Origin of the sequence: Cognatazoarcus halotolerans (assembly GCF_009800965.1) — a bacterium.
GTDB lineage: Bacteria > Pseudomonadota > Gammaproteobacteria > Burkholderiales > Rhodocyclaceae > Cognatazoarcus > Cognatazoarcus halotolerans.
Genome location: NZ_WUAF01000002.1, coordinates 87,272 through 102,062, shown reverse-complemented (window position 1 = coordinate 102,062; position 14,791 = coordinate 87,272). Strand labels below are relative to the sequence as shown.

General features: G+C 67.3%; 14 protein-coding genes. 11 read left to right on the top strand and 3 right to left on the bottom strand.

The window, feature by feature from the left end; all coding sequences use genetic code 11:
* Nucleotides 1-53 precede the first annotated feature (53 nt).
* Nucleotides 54-416 carry a hypothetical protein gene (locus tag GQB03_RS03425; RefSeq protein ID WP_159684443.1) on the top strand — a complete coding sequence of 121 codons (363 nt, stop codon included), beginning with the start codon at nucleotides 54-56 and terminating at the stop codon, nucleotides 414-416.
* Here the strand turns inward: GQB03_RS03425 and GQB03_RS03420 are convergent.
* Nucleotides 351-1,880: a tetratricopeptide repeat protein gene (locus tag GQB03_RS03420; protein ID WP_159684440.1), complete on the bottom strand. Its 1,530-nt coding sequence runs from the start codon at nucleotides 1,878-1,880 to the stop codon at nucleotides 351-353. The genes GQB03_RS03425 and GQB03_RS03420 overlap by 66 nt on opposite strands.
* 80 nt (nucleotides 1,881-1,960) lie before the next feature.
* Between GQB03_RS03420 and GQB03_RS03415 the strand changes: the two genes are divergently transcribed.
* Nucleotides 1,961-2,395 (top strand): gamma-glutamylcyclotransferase family protein, encoded by a 435-nt coding sequence (locus tag GQB03_RS03415; protein ID WP_159684436.1) that lies wholly within the window; start codon nucleotides 1,961-1,963, stop codon nucleotides 2,393-2,395.
* On the opposite strand, the gene GQB03_RS03410 is transcribed toward GQB03_RS03415, so the two are convergent.
* Both GQB03_RS03410 and GQB03_RS03405 read right to left on the bottom strand, forming a co-directional pair.
* A complete protein-coding gene (locus GQB03_RS03410; RefSeq protein ID WP_159684433.1) occupies nucleotides 2,396-3,484 on the bottom strand; it encodes an HD-GYP domain-containing protein in 1,089 nt (362 codons plus the stop codon).
* Nucleotides 3,485-3,626: 142 nt separating this feature from the next.
* Complete coding sequence (locus GQB03_RS03405) at nucleotides 3,627-4,547, bottom strand: LysR substrate-binding domain-containing protein (protein WP_159684431.1); 921 nt, start codon at nucleotides 4,545-4,547, stop codon at nucleotides 3,627-3,629.
* A 91-nt stretch (nucleotides 4,548-4,638) separates the two neighbouring features.
* On the opposite strand from GQB03_RS03405, the gene GQB03_RS03400 reads away from it, so the two are divergent.
* The 9 genes from GQB03_RS03400 to GQB03_RS03360 all read left to right on the top strand — a co-directional run bounded on the left by GQB03_RS03400 (nucleotide 4,639) and on the right by GQB03_RS03360 (nucleotide 14,791).
* The gene (locus GQB03_RS03400) at nucleotides 4,639-6,099 is read left to right on the top strand and encodes a form I ribulose bisphosphate carboxylase large subunit (protein WP_159684428.1); all 1,461 of its coding nucleotides are present in this window, start codon (nucleotides 4,639-4,641) and stop codon (nucleotides 6,097-6,099) included.
* A 77-nt stretch (nucleotides 6,100-6,176) separates the two neighbouring features.
* Nucleotides 6,177-6,608, top strand: coding sequence for a ribulose bisphosphate carboxylase small subunit (locus GQB03_RS03395; protein WP_159684425.1), 432 nt, complete (start codon nucleotides 6,177-6,179; stop codon nucleotides 6,606-6,608).
* A 68-nt stretch (nucleotides 6,609-6,676) separates the two neighbouring features.
* Nucleotides 6,677-7,612, top strand: a complete 936-nt coding sequence (cbbX, locus tag GQB03_RS03390) for a CbbX protein (protein ID WP_159684422.1) — start codon at nucleotides 6,677-6,679, stop codon at nucleotides 7,610-7,612.
* Between the two features lie 105 nt (nucleotides 7,613-7,717).
* Nucleotides 7,718-8,794, top strand: coding sequence for a class 1 fructose-bisphosphatase (locus tag GQB03_RS03385; RefSeq protein ID WP_159684419.1), 1,077 nt, complete (start codon nucleotides 7,718-7,720; stop codon nucleotides 8,792-8,794).
* Between the two features lie 44 nt (nucleotides 8,795-8,838).
* Complete coding sequence (locus GQB03_RS03380) at nucleotides 8,839-9,714, top strand: phosphoribulokinase (protein ID WP_159684416.1); 876 nt, start codon at nucleotides 8,839-8,841, stop codon at nucleotides 9,712-9,714.
* A gap of 31 nt (nucleotides 9,715-9,745) precedes the next feature.
* The gene (gene tkt / locus GQB03_RS03375) at nucleotides 9,746-11,788 is read left to right on the top strand and encodes a transketolase (RefSeq protein WP_159684413.1); all 2,043 of its coding nucleotides are present in this window, start codon (nucleotides 9,746-9,748) and stop codon (nucleotides 11,786-11,788) included.
* Nucleotides 11,789-11,848: 60 nt separating this feature from the next.
* Nucleotides 11,849-13,081, top strand: coding sequence for a phosphoglycerate kinase (locus GQB03_RS03370; RefSeq protein WP_159684410.1), 1,233 nt, complete (start codon nucleotides 11,849-11,851; stop codon nucleotides 13,079-13,081).
* Nucleotides 13,082-13,132: 51 nt separating this feature from the next.
* Entirely contained in the window at nucleotides 13,133-14,173 is a 1,041-nt protein-coding gene (fba, locus tag GQB03_RS03365) for a class II fructose-bisphosphate aldolase (RefSeq protein ID WP_159684406.1), read from the top strand.
* Nucleotides 14,174-14,473: 300 nt separating this feature from the next.
* Complete coding sequence (locus GQB03_RS03360; RefSeq protein ID WP_159684403.1) at nucleotides 14,474-14,791, top strand: cupredoxin domain-containing protein; 318 nt, start codon at nucleotides 14,474-14,476, stop codon at nucleotides 14,789-14,791.

Below are 14,791 nucleotides of genomic sequence, written 5' to 3'. Positions count from 1 at the left end.
ACCCCGGCTGGCCGTGCGGGTCGCAGCATCGAGTCGATTACGGAGATCGCGTCATGCCCATCCCTTGGGCCGCAGCCGCCAAGGCCATCCCATGGACCGATGTCATCGCCGCCGCGCCGGGCCTCGCCCGCAGCGCACGGGGATTGTGGAACAAGGTCAGGAACGAAACCCCGGCACCCGCCGATGAAGCCGATCGCGACGCGCCGGTGCCGCTCGAGACGCGGATCGATCTGCTCGAACAAGCTGTTTGTGATCTCGGCCGTGAAGCCCAGGCAAGCTCGGAACTGATCGCCCGGCTTGCCGAGCAGAACGAGCAACTGGTTACGGCGCTCGACGCCACCCGTCGCCAGCTACGGCTGGCCCTCGCGCTCGCCGCGGCCGGCCTGATCGGGTTGCTGGCGCTGCTTGTACGCTAGTCGCGCGAGCGCATCGCGCACCCGCTCCACCACGCCGGCCCAGTCGCCCGGCGCGTGCTGCCGGAAGAGGCGCATCACCCCCGGGTACCAGGGCGAATCCTCGCGCTCGCGCAGCCAGCGCCAGTCAGTGTTCTCGTCCGGCAGCAGCACCCAGCAGGGCTTGCCGAGCGCGCCGGCGAGATGGGCGATGGCGGTATCGACGCAGATCACCAGGTCCAGCCCCGAAATGATGGCGGCGCTGTCGGCAAAGCTGTCGATCTCGGCGCCAAGCCCCGACAGCGGCCGACCCACCGAGAACGGCGCAACCTCCTCTTCGCCCGGCCCCTTCTGCAGGCTCACGAAACGCACGCCCGTCACCTGCCACAGCGGGGCCAGCACCGAGAGCGCCGGCAACGAGCGCTGCCCATCGTTGGCGTGCGCACGCGAGCCCTTCCATGCCAGCCCCACACGCAGCCCTGCTGCGGGAAGCCGCGGCGCCCACTGCCTGATCAGGGAATCGTCGGCCGAGAGGTAAGGCAGGGGGCCCGGAATGTTCGCGATGGTGGTGCCGAACAGCCCCGGCAGGTCGAGCGGCAGCGCCCAGTAGTCGGGTCGTGAAAAGGTCGTCTCGGTGCCGAATGGAATCACCCGGTCGACGCCGTCGAGCCGCGCCAACAGGCTGCACAGCGGCGGCGGACAGACAACCTCCAACTGGCTTGCGCCGGCCGCACGCAACAGCGACACGTAACGGCAGAACTGGATCTGATCGCCAAAACCCTGCTCGCACCACATCAGAAAGCGCTTGCCCGCGAGCGATTCGCCCTGCCAGCGGGCAAAAGGCAGGCGCGGCACGCTCACCGCGGCATGCCCGCGGCGTGGCTCGGTGCGACGACGGTAGTGCAGCCAGCCTTCCTCTAAACGGCCCTGCGCCAGCAGCACGGAGCCGAGATTGAAGGCCGCCTCGTGATGCTCCGGATCGATCGCCAGGGTACGGCGGTAATGATGCTCGGCCTCCGCAAAGCGCTTGCGACGCAGGCACAGCAGGGCAAAGTTGAGGTGCGCGTCCGGCGGGACCGGATCGCGCGCGAACACCTCCAGATAGAGCGCCTCGGCCTCGTCGAGCCGATTGCACTGCAGGCACAGTCCGGCCAGCGCGTTGGCAGCGCGCGCATGCTGCGCATCAAGCGCGAGCACGCGGCGCAGGATCGGCTCGGCCTCGCCATGGCGCCCCGCCCGCGACAAGGCGATGCCGTAGTTGTAGAGGTCGTCGGACGTCTGCCCGTCGGCACGGCTGACCCGGCCGAGATAGCCGATCGCGGCATCCAGCGAATCGAGCGCCAGCGCGCTGAGCCCGGCCACTCGCAGCAGGGGTGTCGATTCGCCGAAGCCCTCGGCCGACTCAGCCGCCTGCAGCGCGGCCCCATAGCACTCGGCCCGGTAGTGCGCGCGCGCGGCCTGCAGGGCATGATCATGCGCGTCGGTCATGAACGGCTTCCCGTAGTGGTGCTTGCCGTGCGCTCACCGGCCATTTATGCTGCATCGCAAAACAAGATCTGGGCAAATCCATGACGCTCCATTGCTTCACTTACGGTTCATTGATGTGCGAAGAGATCATGTCGATGGTGTGCGGTCGCCCGTGCTACGGCGAGCCGGCGCTGCTGCACGGACACCAGCGCCACCCGGTACGCGGCGAGGACTACCCCGGCATGGTCGAGCGTCAGGGGCACGAGGTTCGGGGGCTACTCTATCGCATGCTCGACGAGGCTGCATTCGCCCGTCTCGATGCATTCGAGGGCCTCGAATACGAGCGAGTCAGGCGCGAGGTATGCCTGCCCGACGATACCCGCATCGTCGCCTGGACCTATCTCTTCCGGCCGGCCTTCCATCACCGCCTGCAGCCCGGCGAATGGGATTTCGACGCATTCCTGAGACAGGGCCGACAGCGCTTCATCGCCCGCTACGCCGGCTTCGGGCAGATCGAACCACCGAGCGGCGACTGATCAACCCTGTCGCCGCTCGGGCAGGTCATGGTAGGTTTCGCGGATATGCTCGATCCGCTCGATCGAACGCACGAAGATATCCACCAGCTGCGGATCGAACTGGCGGCCAGCTTCCGATACCAGGTACTCGACCGCGTTCTGCACCGACCATGGATCCTTGTAGTGGCGCCTCGAGGTGAGTACGTCGAAGACGTCGCAGATCGCGGTGATGCGTGCCTCGACCGGGATCTCCTCACCGCGCAGGCCGTTGGGATAGCCGCTGCCGTCCCATCGCTCGTGGTGATGCGCGGCGATCGTCGCAGCCATCCGCAGCATCTGTGATTCCTGGTCGCCAAGCAGCTCGCCACCCGCGCTGGCGTGCTCCTTGACCTGCTCGTACTCGTCGCCCGAGAGCCGGCCCGGCTTGAGCAGGATCTCCTCGCGCACCGCGATCTTGCCGACGTCGTGCAGCGGGGCCGCCCGTTCGATGAGCAGGCAGGTTTCCGGAGCGAGGCCGAGCGCCTCGCCGATCACCCGCACATACTTGCCGATGCGCAGGATGTGCAGACCGGTACCGCTGTCGCGCACCTCGCAGATGGTCGCGAGCTTGCGCACGAAGGTCTCGGACGCGCGCACCAGCTCCAGGGTCTGCGCCTTCACCCGCGCCTCGACCGCCGCGTCGAAGCTGCGCTGCCGGTCGACCGCCCGACGCAGGCGCAGCAGGTTGCGCACCCGCAGCGCAAACTCCATCTGACGCAGCGGGCGACGTGCGAAATCGTCCGCCCCCATTCGCAGCGCTTCGGTCCAGACCTCCACGCAGTCACCTTCGGTGAGTACCAGCACCTGCGGCCTCATTTCTCCCGGGGGCACCGACTGCAGCGCCTTCAGCACGGCAAGGACGGGTTCGCCGCGACTGCCGTCGATTGCGAGGATCAGCAGATCGAAGGGGCCGTGCCCCTTGAGCACCGCGACCACCCGCTCGACGTCCCCCAGCGACTCGACCGCCTGCATCCCCTCATCCGCGAGCATGCTGCCGAGTATCCCGAGCCCCTCCGGGTGCGCATCACACAGCAGGATGCGGCTGTCCCGCAATTCTTCTTCGATTGTCATGCCATTCATCCCGAGCACGGCATTTCTTCTGCATATGACGATGGTGTAAAACCCTCGGTCCGCCATGCAGCCTGCCGGCAGTACTTGTTGTCACGGCTTGTTACGGTCGAAGCCGGATCGACTTGAGGGTCGCTTCGGTCATTCAGGCGGTGTGGGCGCGCAGCAGCGTCGCGCCCTCGGTCTGCAGAAATTCGAGCAAGGCCTCGACCGCGGGGGTCGGCGGCCGGTCGCTGCGCACCACCACGTTCCATTCGCGGATCACCGGCGTGTCCTGCACATCGAGCCGCACCAGTCGCCCGGTCTCGGCCTCCATCGCGAAGGTGTGGTGAGACAGGAAGGCCACGCCGAGACCGGCCATCGCCGCCTGCTTGAGCGTCTCGTTGCTGCCCAGCTCGTCGGCGCGCTCTGGACGTACGCCGTGGTGCTTGAGGTAGCGCTCGAGGTGGTCGCGGGTGCCCGAACCGCGTTCGCGCAGCAGCAGACGCTCCTCTGTGAGACTTGCCGGCGGGAGGGCGCGCTTGCCGGCAAGGTGGTGATCCGGCCGCGCAACGAAGCTCAGCGCGTGCGGTGCGAACGGTGTACGCCGCAGCGGGATGCCCTTCGGCGGCGTTCCCATGATCGCCACGTCCACCCGCTGCTCGCGCAGCAAGGCATGCACCCGCTCACGGTTCTCGACCGACAGGCGGAAGCTGATCTCCGGAAAACGTCGTCCGAATTCGGCCAGCAGGTGCGGCACGAAATACTCTGCGGTGGTGATCGCCACCACCTCCAGCGTGCCCGCCGCGACACCGCGACGCGCCTTGATCTCGACCTCCGCCAGCTCCAGTGAATCGAAGACTTCGCGGGCGCGACGCACCAGCACCTCACCGGCATGGGTCAGACGGATTTCGCGACGCCCGTCGAGCAACACCTCGCCGACGATGCCTTCGAGCTCACGCAACTGCATCGACACCGCCGGTTGGGTGAGATGCAGCAGCCGGGCAGCATCGGTAAAGCTGCCGCTGGTGGCAACCGCATCGAGCGCACGCAGCTGCCGAAGGGTGACGCGACTCGCCAGTTTCATCAGAAAATATTATTTCATTCGCGCATAAAAACAGATTGGATCTTATTTAAGCGCCTCCTTATTGTCTAGCCATCACACCGAGGAGACGACCATGGGTGCCATCGAACAGAAGATCATCGATCCGAAGAAGCGTTACCAGGCAGGGGTGCTCAAGTACGCCCAGATGGGCTACTGGGATGCGTCCTATGAACCCAAGGACACCGACGTGCTGGCGGTTTTCCGCATCACCCCGCAGGACGGCGTCGATCCGGTCGAGGCCGCCGCGGCAGTGGCGGGAGAATCATCCACCGCGACGTGGACGGTGGTGTGGACCGACCGTCTCACCGCATCGGAGACGTATCGTGCCAAGGCCTACCGCATCGACCCGGTGCCGGGCCAGGAGGGCCAGTACTTCTGCTGGGTGGCCTACGAACTAGATCTCTTCGAGGAAGGCTCGATCGCCAACCTCACCGCCTCGATCATCGGCAACGTGTTCAGTTTCAAGCCGCTCAAGGCGGCCCGCCTCGAGGACATGCGCCTGCCGGTGGCCTACGTGAAGACTTTCCGCGGTCCGCCGACCGGTATCGTGGTTGAACGCGAACGGCTCGACAAGTTCGGCCGACCACTGCTTGGCGCGACCATGAAACCGAAGCTCGGGCTCTCCGGCAAGAACTACGGCCGGGTGGTGTACGAGGCGCTGCGCGGCGGGCTGGATTTCACCAAGGACGACGAGAACATCAACTCGCAAGCCTTCATGCACTGGCGCGACCGCTTCCTGTACTGCATGGAGGGGGTAAACCAGGCCGCCGCGCAGACCGGCGAGATCAAGGGCCACTACCTCAACATCACCGCCGGCACCATGGAAGAGATGTACAAGCGCGCCGAATTCGCCCGCGACCTTGGCTCGAGCATCGTCATGATCGACCTCATCGTCGGCTGGACGGCGATCCAGTCGATCAGCAACTGGTGTCGCGACAACGACATGATCCTGCACATGCATCGTGCCGGCCACGGCACCTACACCCGCCAGAAGAACCATGGCGTGAGCTTCCGCGTGATCGCCAAATGGCTGCGCCTGGCCGGCGTCGACCACCTGCACGCCGGCACCGCGGTGGGCAAGCTCGAGGGGGACCCGATGACCGTGCAAGGCTTCTACAACGTGTGCCGCGACACCTACACCCGGCAGGATCTGCCGCGCGGGCTGTTCTTCGACCAGGACTGGGCCAGCACCAGGAAGGTCATGCCGGTCGCCTCGGGCGGCATCCACGCCGGCCAGATGCACCAGCTGCTCGACCTGTTCGGCGACGACGTGGTGCTGCAGTTCGGCGGCGGCACCATCGGCCACCCGATGGGCATCCAGGCCGGCGCAACCGCCAACCGCGTGGCGCTCGAGGCGATGGTGCTGGCCCGCAACGAAGGTCGCGACATCAGGCACGAAGGGCCCGACATCCTCAGGGCCGCGGCCGAGCACTGCAGACCGCTGCGCGCCGCGCTCGATACCTGGGGCGAGGTCACCTTCAACTACGCCAGTACCGACACATCGGACTTCGTGGCCACGCCTTCGATGGCGTGAAGCGCGCCAGCGCGAGGGGCCGGGAGGTCAGCCTTTCCCCCTTCGCATCCACCCGCACCCGACTCCAGGAGACAAACATGCGAATGACCCAGGGCGCCTTTTCTTTCCTGCCGGAACTCACCGACATCCAGATCGCCGCGCAGATCGAGTATTGCCTGCGCAACGAATGGGCGGTATCGATCGAATTCACCGACGACCCGCACCCGCGCAACGTGTATTGGTCGATGTGGGGCCTGCCGATGTTCGACCTCCACGACGCCGCTGGCTTGATGCAGGAACTCGCCGCCTGCCGCGCGGCACAGCCCGAGCACTACATCCGCATCAACGCCTTCGACCCGAGCAAGGGCTGGGAGACGGTGCGGCTCTCGTTCATCGTCAATCGCCCCTCGCAGGAACCGGGTTTCAGGCTGGTGCGGCGCGAAGGCGCCGGCCGCAGCATCCACTACACCCTTGAAAGCTACGCGGTGCAGCGCCGCCCGGAAGGCGAGCGCTACACCACCGGCACCTGAAGCAGGCCGGCGAGACCGGCCGCTGCGCGACAGCACCGTCGCACCCGTCACCATCGCAGGAGCACCGCATGAACGCCATCGACCCTACAGCCGCCACGCAAGAGCGCATCGACCTCGCCGAGGAATATCGCGAGGCCGGCGTTGCCGATGTGCTCGAGCGCCTCGATCGCGAACTGGTCGGCCTTGCGCCGGTCAAGCGCCGGGTGCGCGAAATCGCGGCCCTGCTGCTGGTGGACCGGGTGCGCAGCCGCCTCGGGCTCGCCACCACGCCACCGTCCCTGCACATGAGCTTCACCGGCAACCCGGGCACCGGCAAGACCACGGTGGCGATGCGCATGGCGCAGATCCTCCAGCGCCTGGGCTACGTGCGCAAGGGTCACGTCGTGGCGGTGACCCGCGACGACCTCGTCGGCCAGTACATCGGCCACACCGCACCCAAGACCAAGGAGGTGCTCAAGCGCGCCATGGGCGGTGTGCTGTTCATCGACGAGGCCTACTACCTGTACCGCCCCGAGAACGAGAAGGACTACGGCCAGGAAGCGATCGAGATCCTCCTGCAGGTGATGGAGAACCAGCGCGACGACCTGGTGGTGATCCTCGCTGGCTATGCCGAGCGCATGGAAACCTTCTTCGAATCCAACCCCGGCATGAAGTCGCGCATCGCCCACCACGTCGAATTTCCGGACTACGCCGACGGGGAGCTTGGCGAGATTGCCGAACGCATGCTGGCCGACTGGAACTACCGCTTCGATGCGGCGGGCCGCGCTGCCTTCGACGAATACCTCGCGCTGCGCCGCAGCCGACCGCATTTCGCCAACGCACGCAGCGTGCGTAATGCGCTGGATCGCATGCGCCTGCGCCAGGCCCTGCGGCTGTTCGACGGCGGCGGCGGCGGACAGATCGGCGTCGATGCACTGTGCACCGTCACCGCGGCCGACGTTCGCGCCAGCCGCCACTTCGGCGATGCCGCCCTCACCGGCGGCGTGCCGCAGGCCGACGGCTGACCCGGCCCGCATCCCGAGGAAACGTTCGTCCGGCGCAGGCCGGAGGTCCGCGCCTTGCCGCAAGCCTGCCACCCCACATCCCTGCCAGACCTTTTGAGGCCCACCATGTTCTCGATCGAACGCACCACGCTGACCGAATACCTGATCACCCAGCGCCGCCAGTATCCGGACGCGACCGGCGAGTTCAATGCCCTGATCCTGCAGGTCGCCCAGGCCTGCAAGGCCATCTCGCGGGCAGTCGCCCATGGCGCGCTGGCCGATGTCCTCGGCACCCTCGAGTCCCGCAACGTGCAGGGTGAAACCCAGAAGAAACTCGACGTGCTGGCCGACGAGATCTTCCTGCGCGCCACCCACTGGGGCGGCGAGCTCGCCGGCATGCTGTCCGAAGAAAACGAGGCGCCGATCCCGCTGCCCGAGGGTCACGGCCGCGGCAAGTACCTGCTCGCCTTCGATCCGCTGGACGGTTCGAGCAACATCGACGTGAACGTGACGGTGGGCTCGATCTTCTCGATCCTGCGGGCACCCATGCCGGGTGTCGACGCCTCTGCCGTGGATTTCCTCCAGGCCGGTAGCCGTCAGGTGGCGGCCGGCTACGCAATCTACGGACCCTCGACGATGCTGGTGCTGAGCGTCGGCCACGGCGTGGCGGGCTTCACCTTCGACCCGATCATCGGCGAATTCTTCCTCACGCATCCACGGATCCGCGTGCCCGAGGCCACCCGCGAGTTCGCCATCAACGCTTCCAACTCACGCTTCTGGGAAGCGCCGGTGAAGCGCTATGTCGAGGAATGCATGGCCGGGCGCAGCGGCCCCCGCGGCAAGGACTTCAACATGCGCTGGGTGGCCTCGCTGGTCGCCGAGACGCATCGCATCCTCATGCGCGGCGGCGTATTTCTCTACCCGCGCGACCGCAAGGACCCCGCCATACCCGGGCGCCTGCGCCTGCTCTACGAAGCCAACCCGATCGGCTTCCTGATCGAACAGGCCGGCGGGCGGGCATCCACCGGCGTGCGGCCGATGCTCGACGTGCAGCCCGAGGCGCTGCACCAGCGCATCGGCTTCGTCTTCGGTTCGCGCGAGGAGGTGGAGCGCATCGAGCGCTACCACAACGAGCCGCTGCTCGGCGGGGACCACCACGATCTGCCGCTCTTCAACAGCCGCAGCCTGTTCCTCGCCACCTGACCCGGCGGCACAACGAACACAGTACAAAAAGAGGGGACACCACCATGTCAGAGCGTCATCCGATCGTGGCCATCACCGGCTCATCCGGTGCCGGCACCAGCACCGTGCAGCGCACGTTCGAAGAGATCTTCCGCCGCGAGGGCGTGACCGCCGCGATGATCGAAGGCGACAGCTTCCACGCCTACGATCGCAAGGCCATGCGCGCCAGGCTCGCCGAGTGCGAGCTCGAGGGACACTGCGATTTCAGCCATTTCGGCCCCGATGCCAACCTCTTCGGCGAGCTCGAATCGCTGTTCCGCAGCTACGGCGAGCGCGGCCGCGGGCAGCGCCGCAAGTACCTGCACGATGCCGACGAAGCCGCCCCCTACCAACAGGAACCAGGCACCTTCACGCCGTGGGAAGACCTGCCGGCGAACACCGACCTGCTGTTCTACGAAGGCCTGCATGCGGGCGTGGTGCATGGCGACATCAACATCGCCCGACACACCGACCTGCTGATCGGCGTGGTGCCGGTGATCAACCTCGAATGGATCCAGAAGCTGCATCGCGACAAGAACATGCGCGGCTACTCCACCGAGGCGGTCACCGACACCATCCTGCGTCGCATGCCGGACTATGTGAACCACATCTGCCCGCAGTTCGCCCGCACCCATGTGAACTTCCAGCGGGTGCCGATGGTGGACACCTCCAACCCCTTCATTGCGCGGGCGATCCCCACCGCCGACGAATCGATGGTGGTGATCCGCTTCGCCAACCCCAAGGGCATCGACTTTCCCTACCTGCAGAACATGATCCACGACAGCTTCATGAGCCGCGCCAACACCATCGTGGTGCCGGGCGGAAAGATGGAGCTGGCCATGCAGCTGATCTTCACGCCCTTCATCTGGCGCCTCATGGAACGCCGCCGCGCGCTGCTGTGACGACCGTCGACAACCATCACGGAGACCGCCCATGACCGCCCGCCTGTCCTCCCGCGCACTCGACACCCTGTGCGCCAACGCGCTGCGCTTCCTCGCCATTGACGCGGTCGAGGCCGCCGCCAGCGGCCACCCGGGCATGCCGATGGGCATGGCCGAGATCGCCGTCGCGCTGTGGACCCGCCACCTGCGCCACGACCCCGCCGAGCCGCAGTGGCCCGATCGCGACCGTTTCGTGCTCAGCAACGGCCACGGCTCGATGCTGCTCTACGCCCTGCTCCACCTCACCGGCTACGCCCTGCCGCTGGACGAACTCAAGCGCTTCCGCCAGCACGGCAGCCACACCCCCGGTCATCCCGAGGTCGGCCACACACCGGGCGTCGAAACCACCACCGGGCCGCTCGGGCAGGGTCTGGCCAACGCAGTCGGCATGGCGCTCGCCGAAAAGCTGCTGGCTGCCGAGTTCAACCGGCCCGGCCACACCATCGTCGATCACCGCAGCTGGGTCTTCCTCGGCGACGGCTGTCTCATGGAAGGCATCAGCCACGAGGCCGCCAGTCTGGCCGGCGTGCTGCGCCTGTCGAAGCTGATCTGTCTGTGGGACGACAACCGAATCTCGATCGACGGCGACGTGGCGGGCTGGTTCGGCGACGACACCGCGACGCGCTTCCGCGCCTATGGCTGGAACGTCATCGAAGCAGTCGACGGTCACGACGTCGAGGCCGTGGATGCCGCCATCCGCTGCGCGCGCGCCCATGCCGATGGCGACCGCGGACCGACCCTGATCTGCTGTCGCACCACCATCGGCCGGGGCAGCCCCGGCCGCGCCGGCACGGCAGGCATCCACGGCGCACCGCTGGGCAGCGCCGAGATCGCCGACACGCGCAACGCGCTGGGCTGGCGGCACGCCCCCTTCGAGGTGCCGGACGAAATCCGCGCAGCCTTCGACGCCCGCGAAGCCGGCGCCGCCCGTCACGCCGACTGGCGGCGCCGCCTTGACGCCTATGCCGCGGCCCATCCCGAACTCGCGGCAGAGTTCACGCGCCGCACCGCCGGCATCTTGCCAATGGGTTTCAAGGTGCTGGCCGATGCGCTGCTGCGCAAGGTGCACAACGAATCCGCCACCGTCGCCAGCCGCAAGGCCAGCCAGCAGGCCATCGCGCGGCTCGCCCGGGCACTGCCCGAGCTGCTCGGCGGCTCGGCGGACCTGACCCACTCCAACCTCACCGACTGGCCTGATTGCGGCGCGGTGCGCGCCGAACTCCCGAGCACGCCGCGCGCCCGCCACGTCAATTGGGGGGTACGCGAGTTCGGCATGGCGGCGGCGCTCAACGGCATCGCCCTGCACGGTGGCCACCTGCCCTTCGGCGCCACGTTCCTGGTGTTTTCCGACTACGCCCGCAACGCCATCCGCATGAGCGCGCTGATGCGTCAGCGGGTGATCTACGTGATGACACACGACTCGATCGGCCTCGGCGAGGACGGCCCCACCCACCAGCCCGTCGAACAACTTGCCAGCCTGCGCCTGATCCCCGGTCTCGACCTGTGGCGCCCCTGCGACGCGGTGGAAACCCAGGCCGCGTGGAACGCCGCGGTGCTTCGCGACGGCAAGGATGCCGGCCCCACTCTGCTGGCCCTGTCGCGCCAGAACCTGCCGCATCAGCCTCGCGACGAGGCCCAGCTCGAGGCGATCGCGCGCGGCGGCTATGTGCTGGCCGATGCTGAGCAACCAACGATCGTGCTCACCGCCACCGGCTCGGAGGTCGCCCTTGCCATGGCGGCGAAAGCGCGGCTCGACGATGAGGGCATTGCCGCCCGCGTGGTCTCGATGCCATGCACCAGCATCTTCGACCGGCAGCCGGAAGGCTGGCGCAACGCCGTGCTGCCCCCCGGAGTGCCGCGCCTCGTCATCGAAGCCGCGCATCCCGACGGCTGGTGGCGTTACCTTGCCGGCGTACGGGGCGGGGTCATCGGCATCACCCGATTCGGCGAATCGGCTCCCGCAAACGCGTTGATGGACGCCTTCGGCTTCACCGTCGAGCACGTCGTGACAGCCGCCCACTGCCTACTGGATTGAAGACGCGTCACCGCAACAAGGCGCTCGAGACCCACCGATCCACATGCACCGGAGTCCCCCATGAATTTCCCGAGCCTCTCCGACGTCGACCTTGCCGGCAAGCGGGTCTTCATCCGCGCCGATTTCAACGTACCCCTCAATGCCGACGGCAGCCTCTCGGACGACACCCGCATCCGCGCCGCGCTGCCCGGCATCCTCGCCTGCCGGGAAGCCGGCGCGGCGATAATGATCACCTCGCACCTCGGCCGTCCGCGGGAGGGCGCACTCGCGCCCGGCGATTCGCTCGCGCCGGTGGCAGAATCCCTCGGCAGCCTGCTGGGTCGTCCGGTGCCACTGGTACGCAACTGGGTCGATGGCGACTTTCCGCTCGCCGCGGGCGACGTGGTACTGCTCGAGAACTGCCGCGGCAACCACGGTGAGAAGGCCAACGACCCGTCGCTCGCCGCTCGCATCGCACGCTTCGTCGACGTGTATGTGAACGACGCGTTCGGCGCCGCCCATCGTCGCGAATGCACCCTGCATGCACTTGCCCTGGCCGCGCCGGTGGCCTGCGCCGGCCCGCTCATGACCAGCGAACTCGATGCGCTCGGGCGCGCGCTGGCCCGTCCGGCACGGCCGCTGGCGGCAATCGTGGCCGGCTCCAAGGTGTCCACCAAGCTGGAGATGCTCGAGAGCCTCGCCGAGCAGGTCGATGTATTGGTGCTTGGCGGCGGCATCGCCAACACCTTTCTCGCCGCACGTGGCCACGAGGTGGGCAACTCGCTTCACGAATCCCGCCTGCTCGCCGCCGCCGGAACGGTCGAGCGGCGGCTCGCGGCACGCGGCGGCCTCGTCTGGCTGCCGGAGGACGTGGTGGTGGCGGACAGGCTGGCGGCCGATGCCGCCAGCCGCGTGGTGAGCGTCGACGACGTCGGCAAGCGCGAGATGATCCTCGACATCGGCCCCGACGCCCGCGCCTCGCTCGCCGCCACGCTGGCGCGCGCTGGCAGCATCGTGTGGAATGGACCGGTCGGCGTGTTCGAACTCGACACATTTGCCGCCGGCACGCGCGCGCTCGCCACGGCCGTGGCGGCGAGCCCGGCCTACAGCATTGCCGGCGGAGGCGACACGCTGGCCGCGATCGCGCACTTCGGCGTGGCCGACCGGATCGATTACATCTCCACCGGCGGCGGCGCCTTCCTCGCGTTCCTGGAAGGCCGAAAACTGCCCGCGCTCGAAGCGCTCGAAAGCCGCACACAGCCGGGTGCCCCGTTGGTGACGCACCGCGCGGCGCTCGAAATCGCGCCGGCCTGAGCGCGCCCGTACGCGGAATCGACCCACTACCGACCCCGCCAGGAGAAAGCCATGGCCTTCATCGCCCTCAGGCAATTGCTCGACCACGCCGCCGAACGCACGTACGGCGTTCCGGCATTCAACATCAACAACATGGAACAGATCCAGGCCATCATGGCCGCCGCCGAGGGGCTGGACGCGCCGGTGATCCTGCAGGCCAGCGCCGGCGCGCGCGGCTACGCCGGCGAAGCCTTCCTGCGAAAGATGGTGGAAGCCGCGGTGGAACGCTATCCGGACATCCCGGTATGCCTGCACCAGGATCACGGCGCTTCGCCCTCGGTGTGCCTGCAGTCGATCCGTTCGGGCTTCACCAGCGTGATGATGGACGGCTCGCTGCAGGAGGACATGAAGACCCCCGCGCGCTACGACTACAACGTCGAGACCACGCGCCGCGTGGTGGACATGGCCCACGCCGTGGGCGTCTCCGTGGAAGGCGAACTCGGTTGTCTCGGCTCGCTCGAAACCGGCCTGGCGGGCGAAGAGGATGGCGTCGGCGCCGCCGGCACGCTGGACCACTCTCAGTTGCTCACCGACCCCGCCGAGGCTGCCGACTTTGTCGCCGCCACCGGTGTCGATGCGCTCGCAGTGGCCATCGGCACCAGCCATGGCGCCTACAAGTTCAGCCGTCCGCCGACCGGCGACATTCTCGCCATCGACCGTATCCGCGCCATCCATGCGCGCATTCCGGACACCCACCTGGTCATGCACGGCGCGAGCAGCGTGCCGCAGGAATGCCTCGCCATCATCCGCGAGCATGGCGGCGAGATCGACCAGACCTGGGGCGTACCGGTCGAAGCCATCGTCGAAGGCATCAAGAGCGGTGTGCGCAAGATCAACATCGACACCGACCTGCGCCTCGCCATGAGCGGCGCGATGCGCAAGCTGGCCGTCACCGACAGGCGCGAGTTCGATCCGCGAAAATTCTTCAAGGCCGCCCGGGATGCCGCCGAACGGATCTGCCGCCAGCGTTTCGAAGCCTTCGGCTGCACCGGCCAGGCGGGCCGGATCAAGCCACTGCCGATGGAGGCGATGGCAAGGCGCTATCGCAACTGAAGCCCTGCCGGAAAGGCTCTGGCCAGCACGGTCCCCGGCAAGGCCCCGGCCCACTCTTCTCCCTGCCCCACGACATGGCAGTTTCGCCCGCTCTCCCCCGAGAGCGGGTTTTTTCTGCCTTCAGGCCCAGCTCTCGCGCAGGCCATGTGCGCTCGAGAAGCGCGAAAACGCGGCCCGCGAAACGCACTGCCAGGAGGACGAATTCGTACGCAGCAAGCACGCACACGCCTTGAGCGATACGAGAATTGCTTCCATTAATACGAATCGTTATCATTCTTCGCATCAACCCCGGAGTCTGTCATGAAGCACGTCCTTGCCCTCTGCCTCGCCCTTCCTCTGGCCGCCTTCGCCGCCACCCCCGAGTTCGCGCTCGAGATCAAGGACCATCGCTTCAGCCCCGAGGAAGTGCATGTGCCGGCCGGCACCAAAGTCAAGCTACGGGTCCATAACCAGGACAGCACCCCCGAGGAATTCGAGAGCCATCAGCTCAACCGCGAGAAGGTCATTGCCCCCGGCAGCACCGCCAGCATCTTCATCGGCCCGCTCAAACCGGGCAAATACACCTTTGTCGGGGAGTTCCACGAAGACACCGCGCGTGGCGTGGTCATCGCGGAATAA

What these genes read in the sequence shown, in the direction of transcription:
- cbbX (WP_159684422.1), top strand. Translation starts at nt 6,677, where the DNA reads ATGAACGCCATCGACCCTACAGCCGCCACGCAAGAGCGCATCGACCTC.
- tkt (WP_159684413.1), top strand. Translation starts at nt 9,746, where the DNA reads ATGACCGCCCGCCTGTCCTCCCGCGCACTCGACACCCTGTGCGCCAAC.
- GQB03_RS03425 (WP_159684443.1), top strand. Translation starts at nt 54, where the DNA reads ATGCCCATCCCTTGGGCCGCAGCCGCCAAGGCCATCCCATGGACCGAT.
- GQB03_RS03400 (WP_159684428.1), top strand. Translation starts at nt 4,639, where the DNA reads ATGGGTGCCATCGAACAGAAGATCATCGATCCGAAGAAGCGTTACCAG.
- GQB03_RS03370 (WP_159684410.1), top strand. Translation starts at nt 11,849, where the DNA reads ATGAATTTCCCGAGCCTCTCCGACGTCGACCTTGCCGGCAAGCGGGTC.
- GQB03_RS03360 (WP_159684403.1), top strand. Translation starts at nt 14,474, where the DNA reads ATGAAGCACGTCCTTGCCCTCTGCCTCGCCCTTCCTCTGGCCGCCTTC.
- fba (WP_159684406.1), top strand. Translation starts at nt 13,133, where the DNA reads ATGGCCTTCATCGCCCTCAGGCAATTGCTCGACCACGCCGCCGAACGC.
- GQB03_RS03385 (WP_159684419.1), top strand. Translation starts at nt 7,718, where the DNA reads ATGTTCTCGATCGAACGCACCACGCTGACCGAATACCTGATCACCCAG.
- GQB03_RS03420 (WP_159684440.1), bottom strand. Translation starts at nt 1,880, where the DNA reads ATGACCGACGCGCATGATCATGCCCTGCAGGCCGCGCGCGCGCACTAC.
- GQB03_RS03380 (WP_159684416.1), top strand. Translation starts at nt 8,839, where the DNA reads ATGTCAGAGCGTCATCCGATCGTGGCCATCACCGGCTCATCCGGTGCC.
- GQB03_RS03410 (WP_159684433.1), bottom strand. Translation starts at nt 3,484, where the DNA reads ATGACAATCGAAGAAGAATTGCGGGACAGCCGCATCCTGCTGTGTGAT.
- GQB03_RS03405 (WP_159684431.1), bottom strand. Translation starts at nt 4,547, where the DNA reads ATGAAACTGGCGAGTCGCGTCACCCTTCGGCAGCTGCGTGCGCTCGAT.
- GQB03_RS03415 (WP_159684436.1), top strand. Translation starts at nt 1,961, where the DNA reads ATGACGCTCCATTGCTTCACTTACGGTTCATTGATGTGCGAAGAGATC.
- GQB03_RS03395 (WP_159684425.1), top strand. Translation starts at nt 6,177, where the DNA reads ATGCGAATGACCCAGGGCGCCTTTTCTTTCCTGCCGGAACTCACCGAC.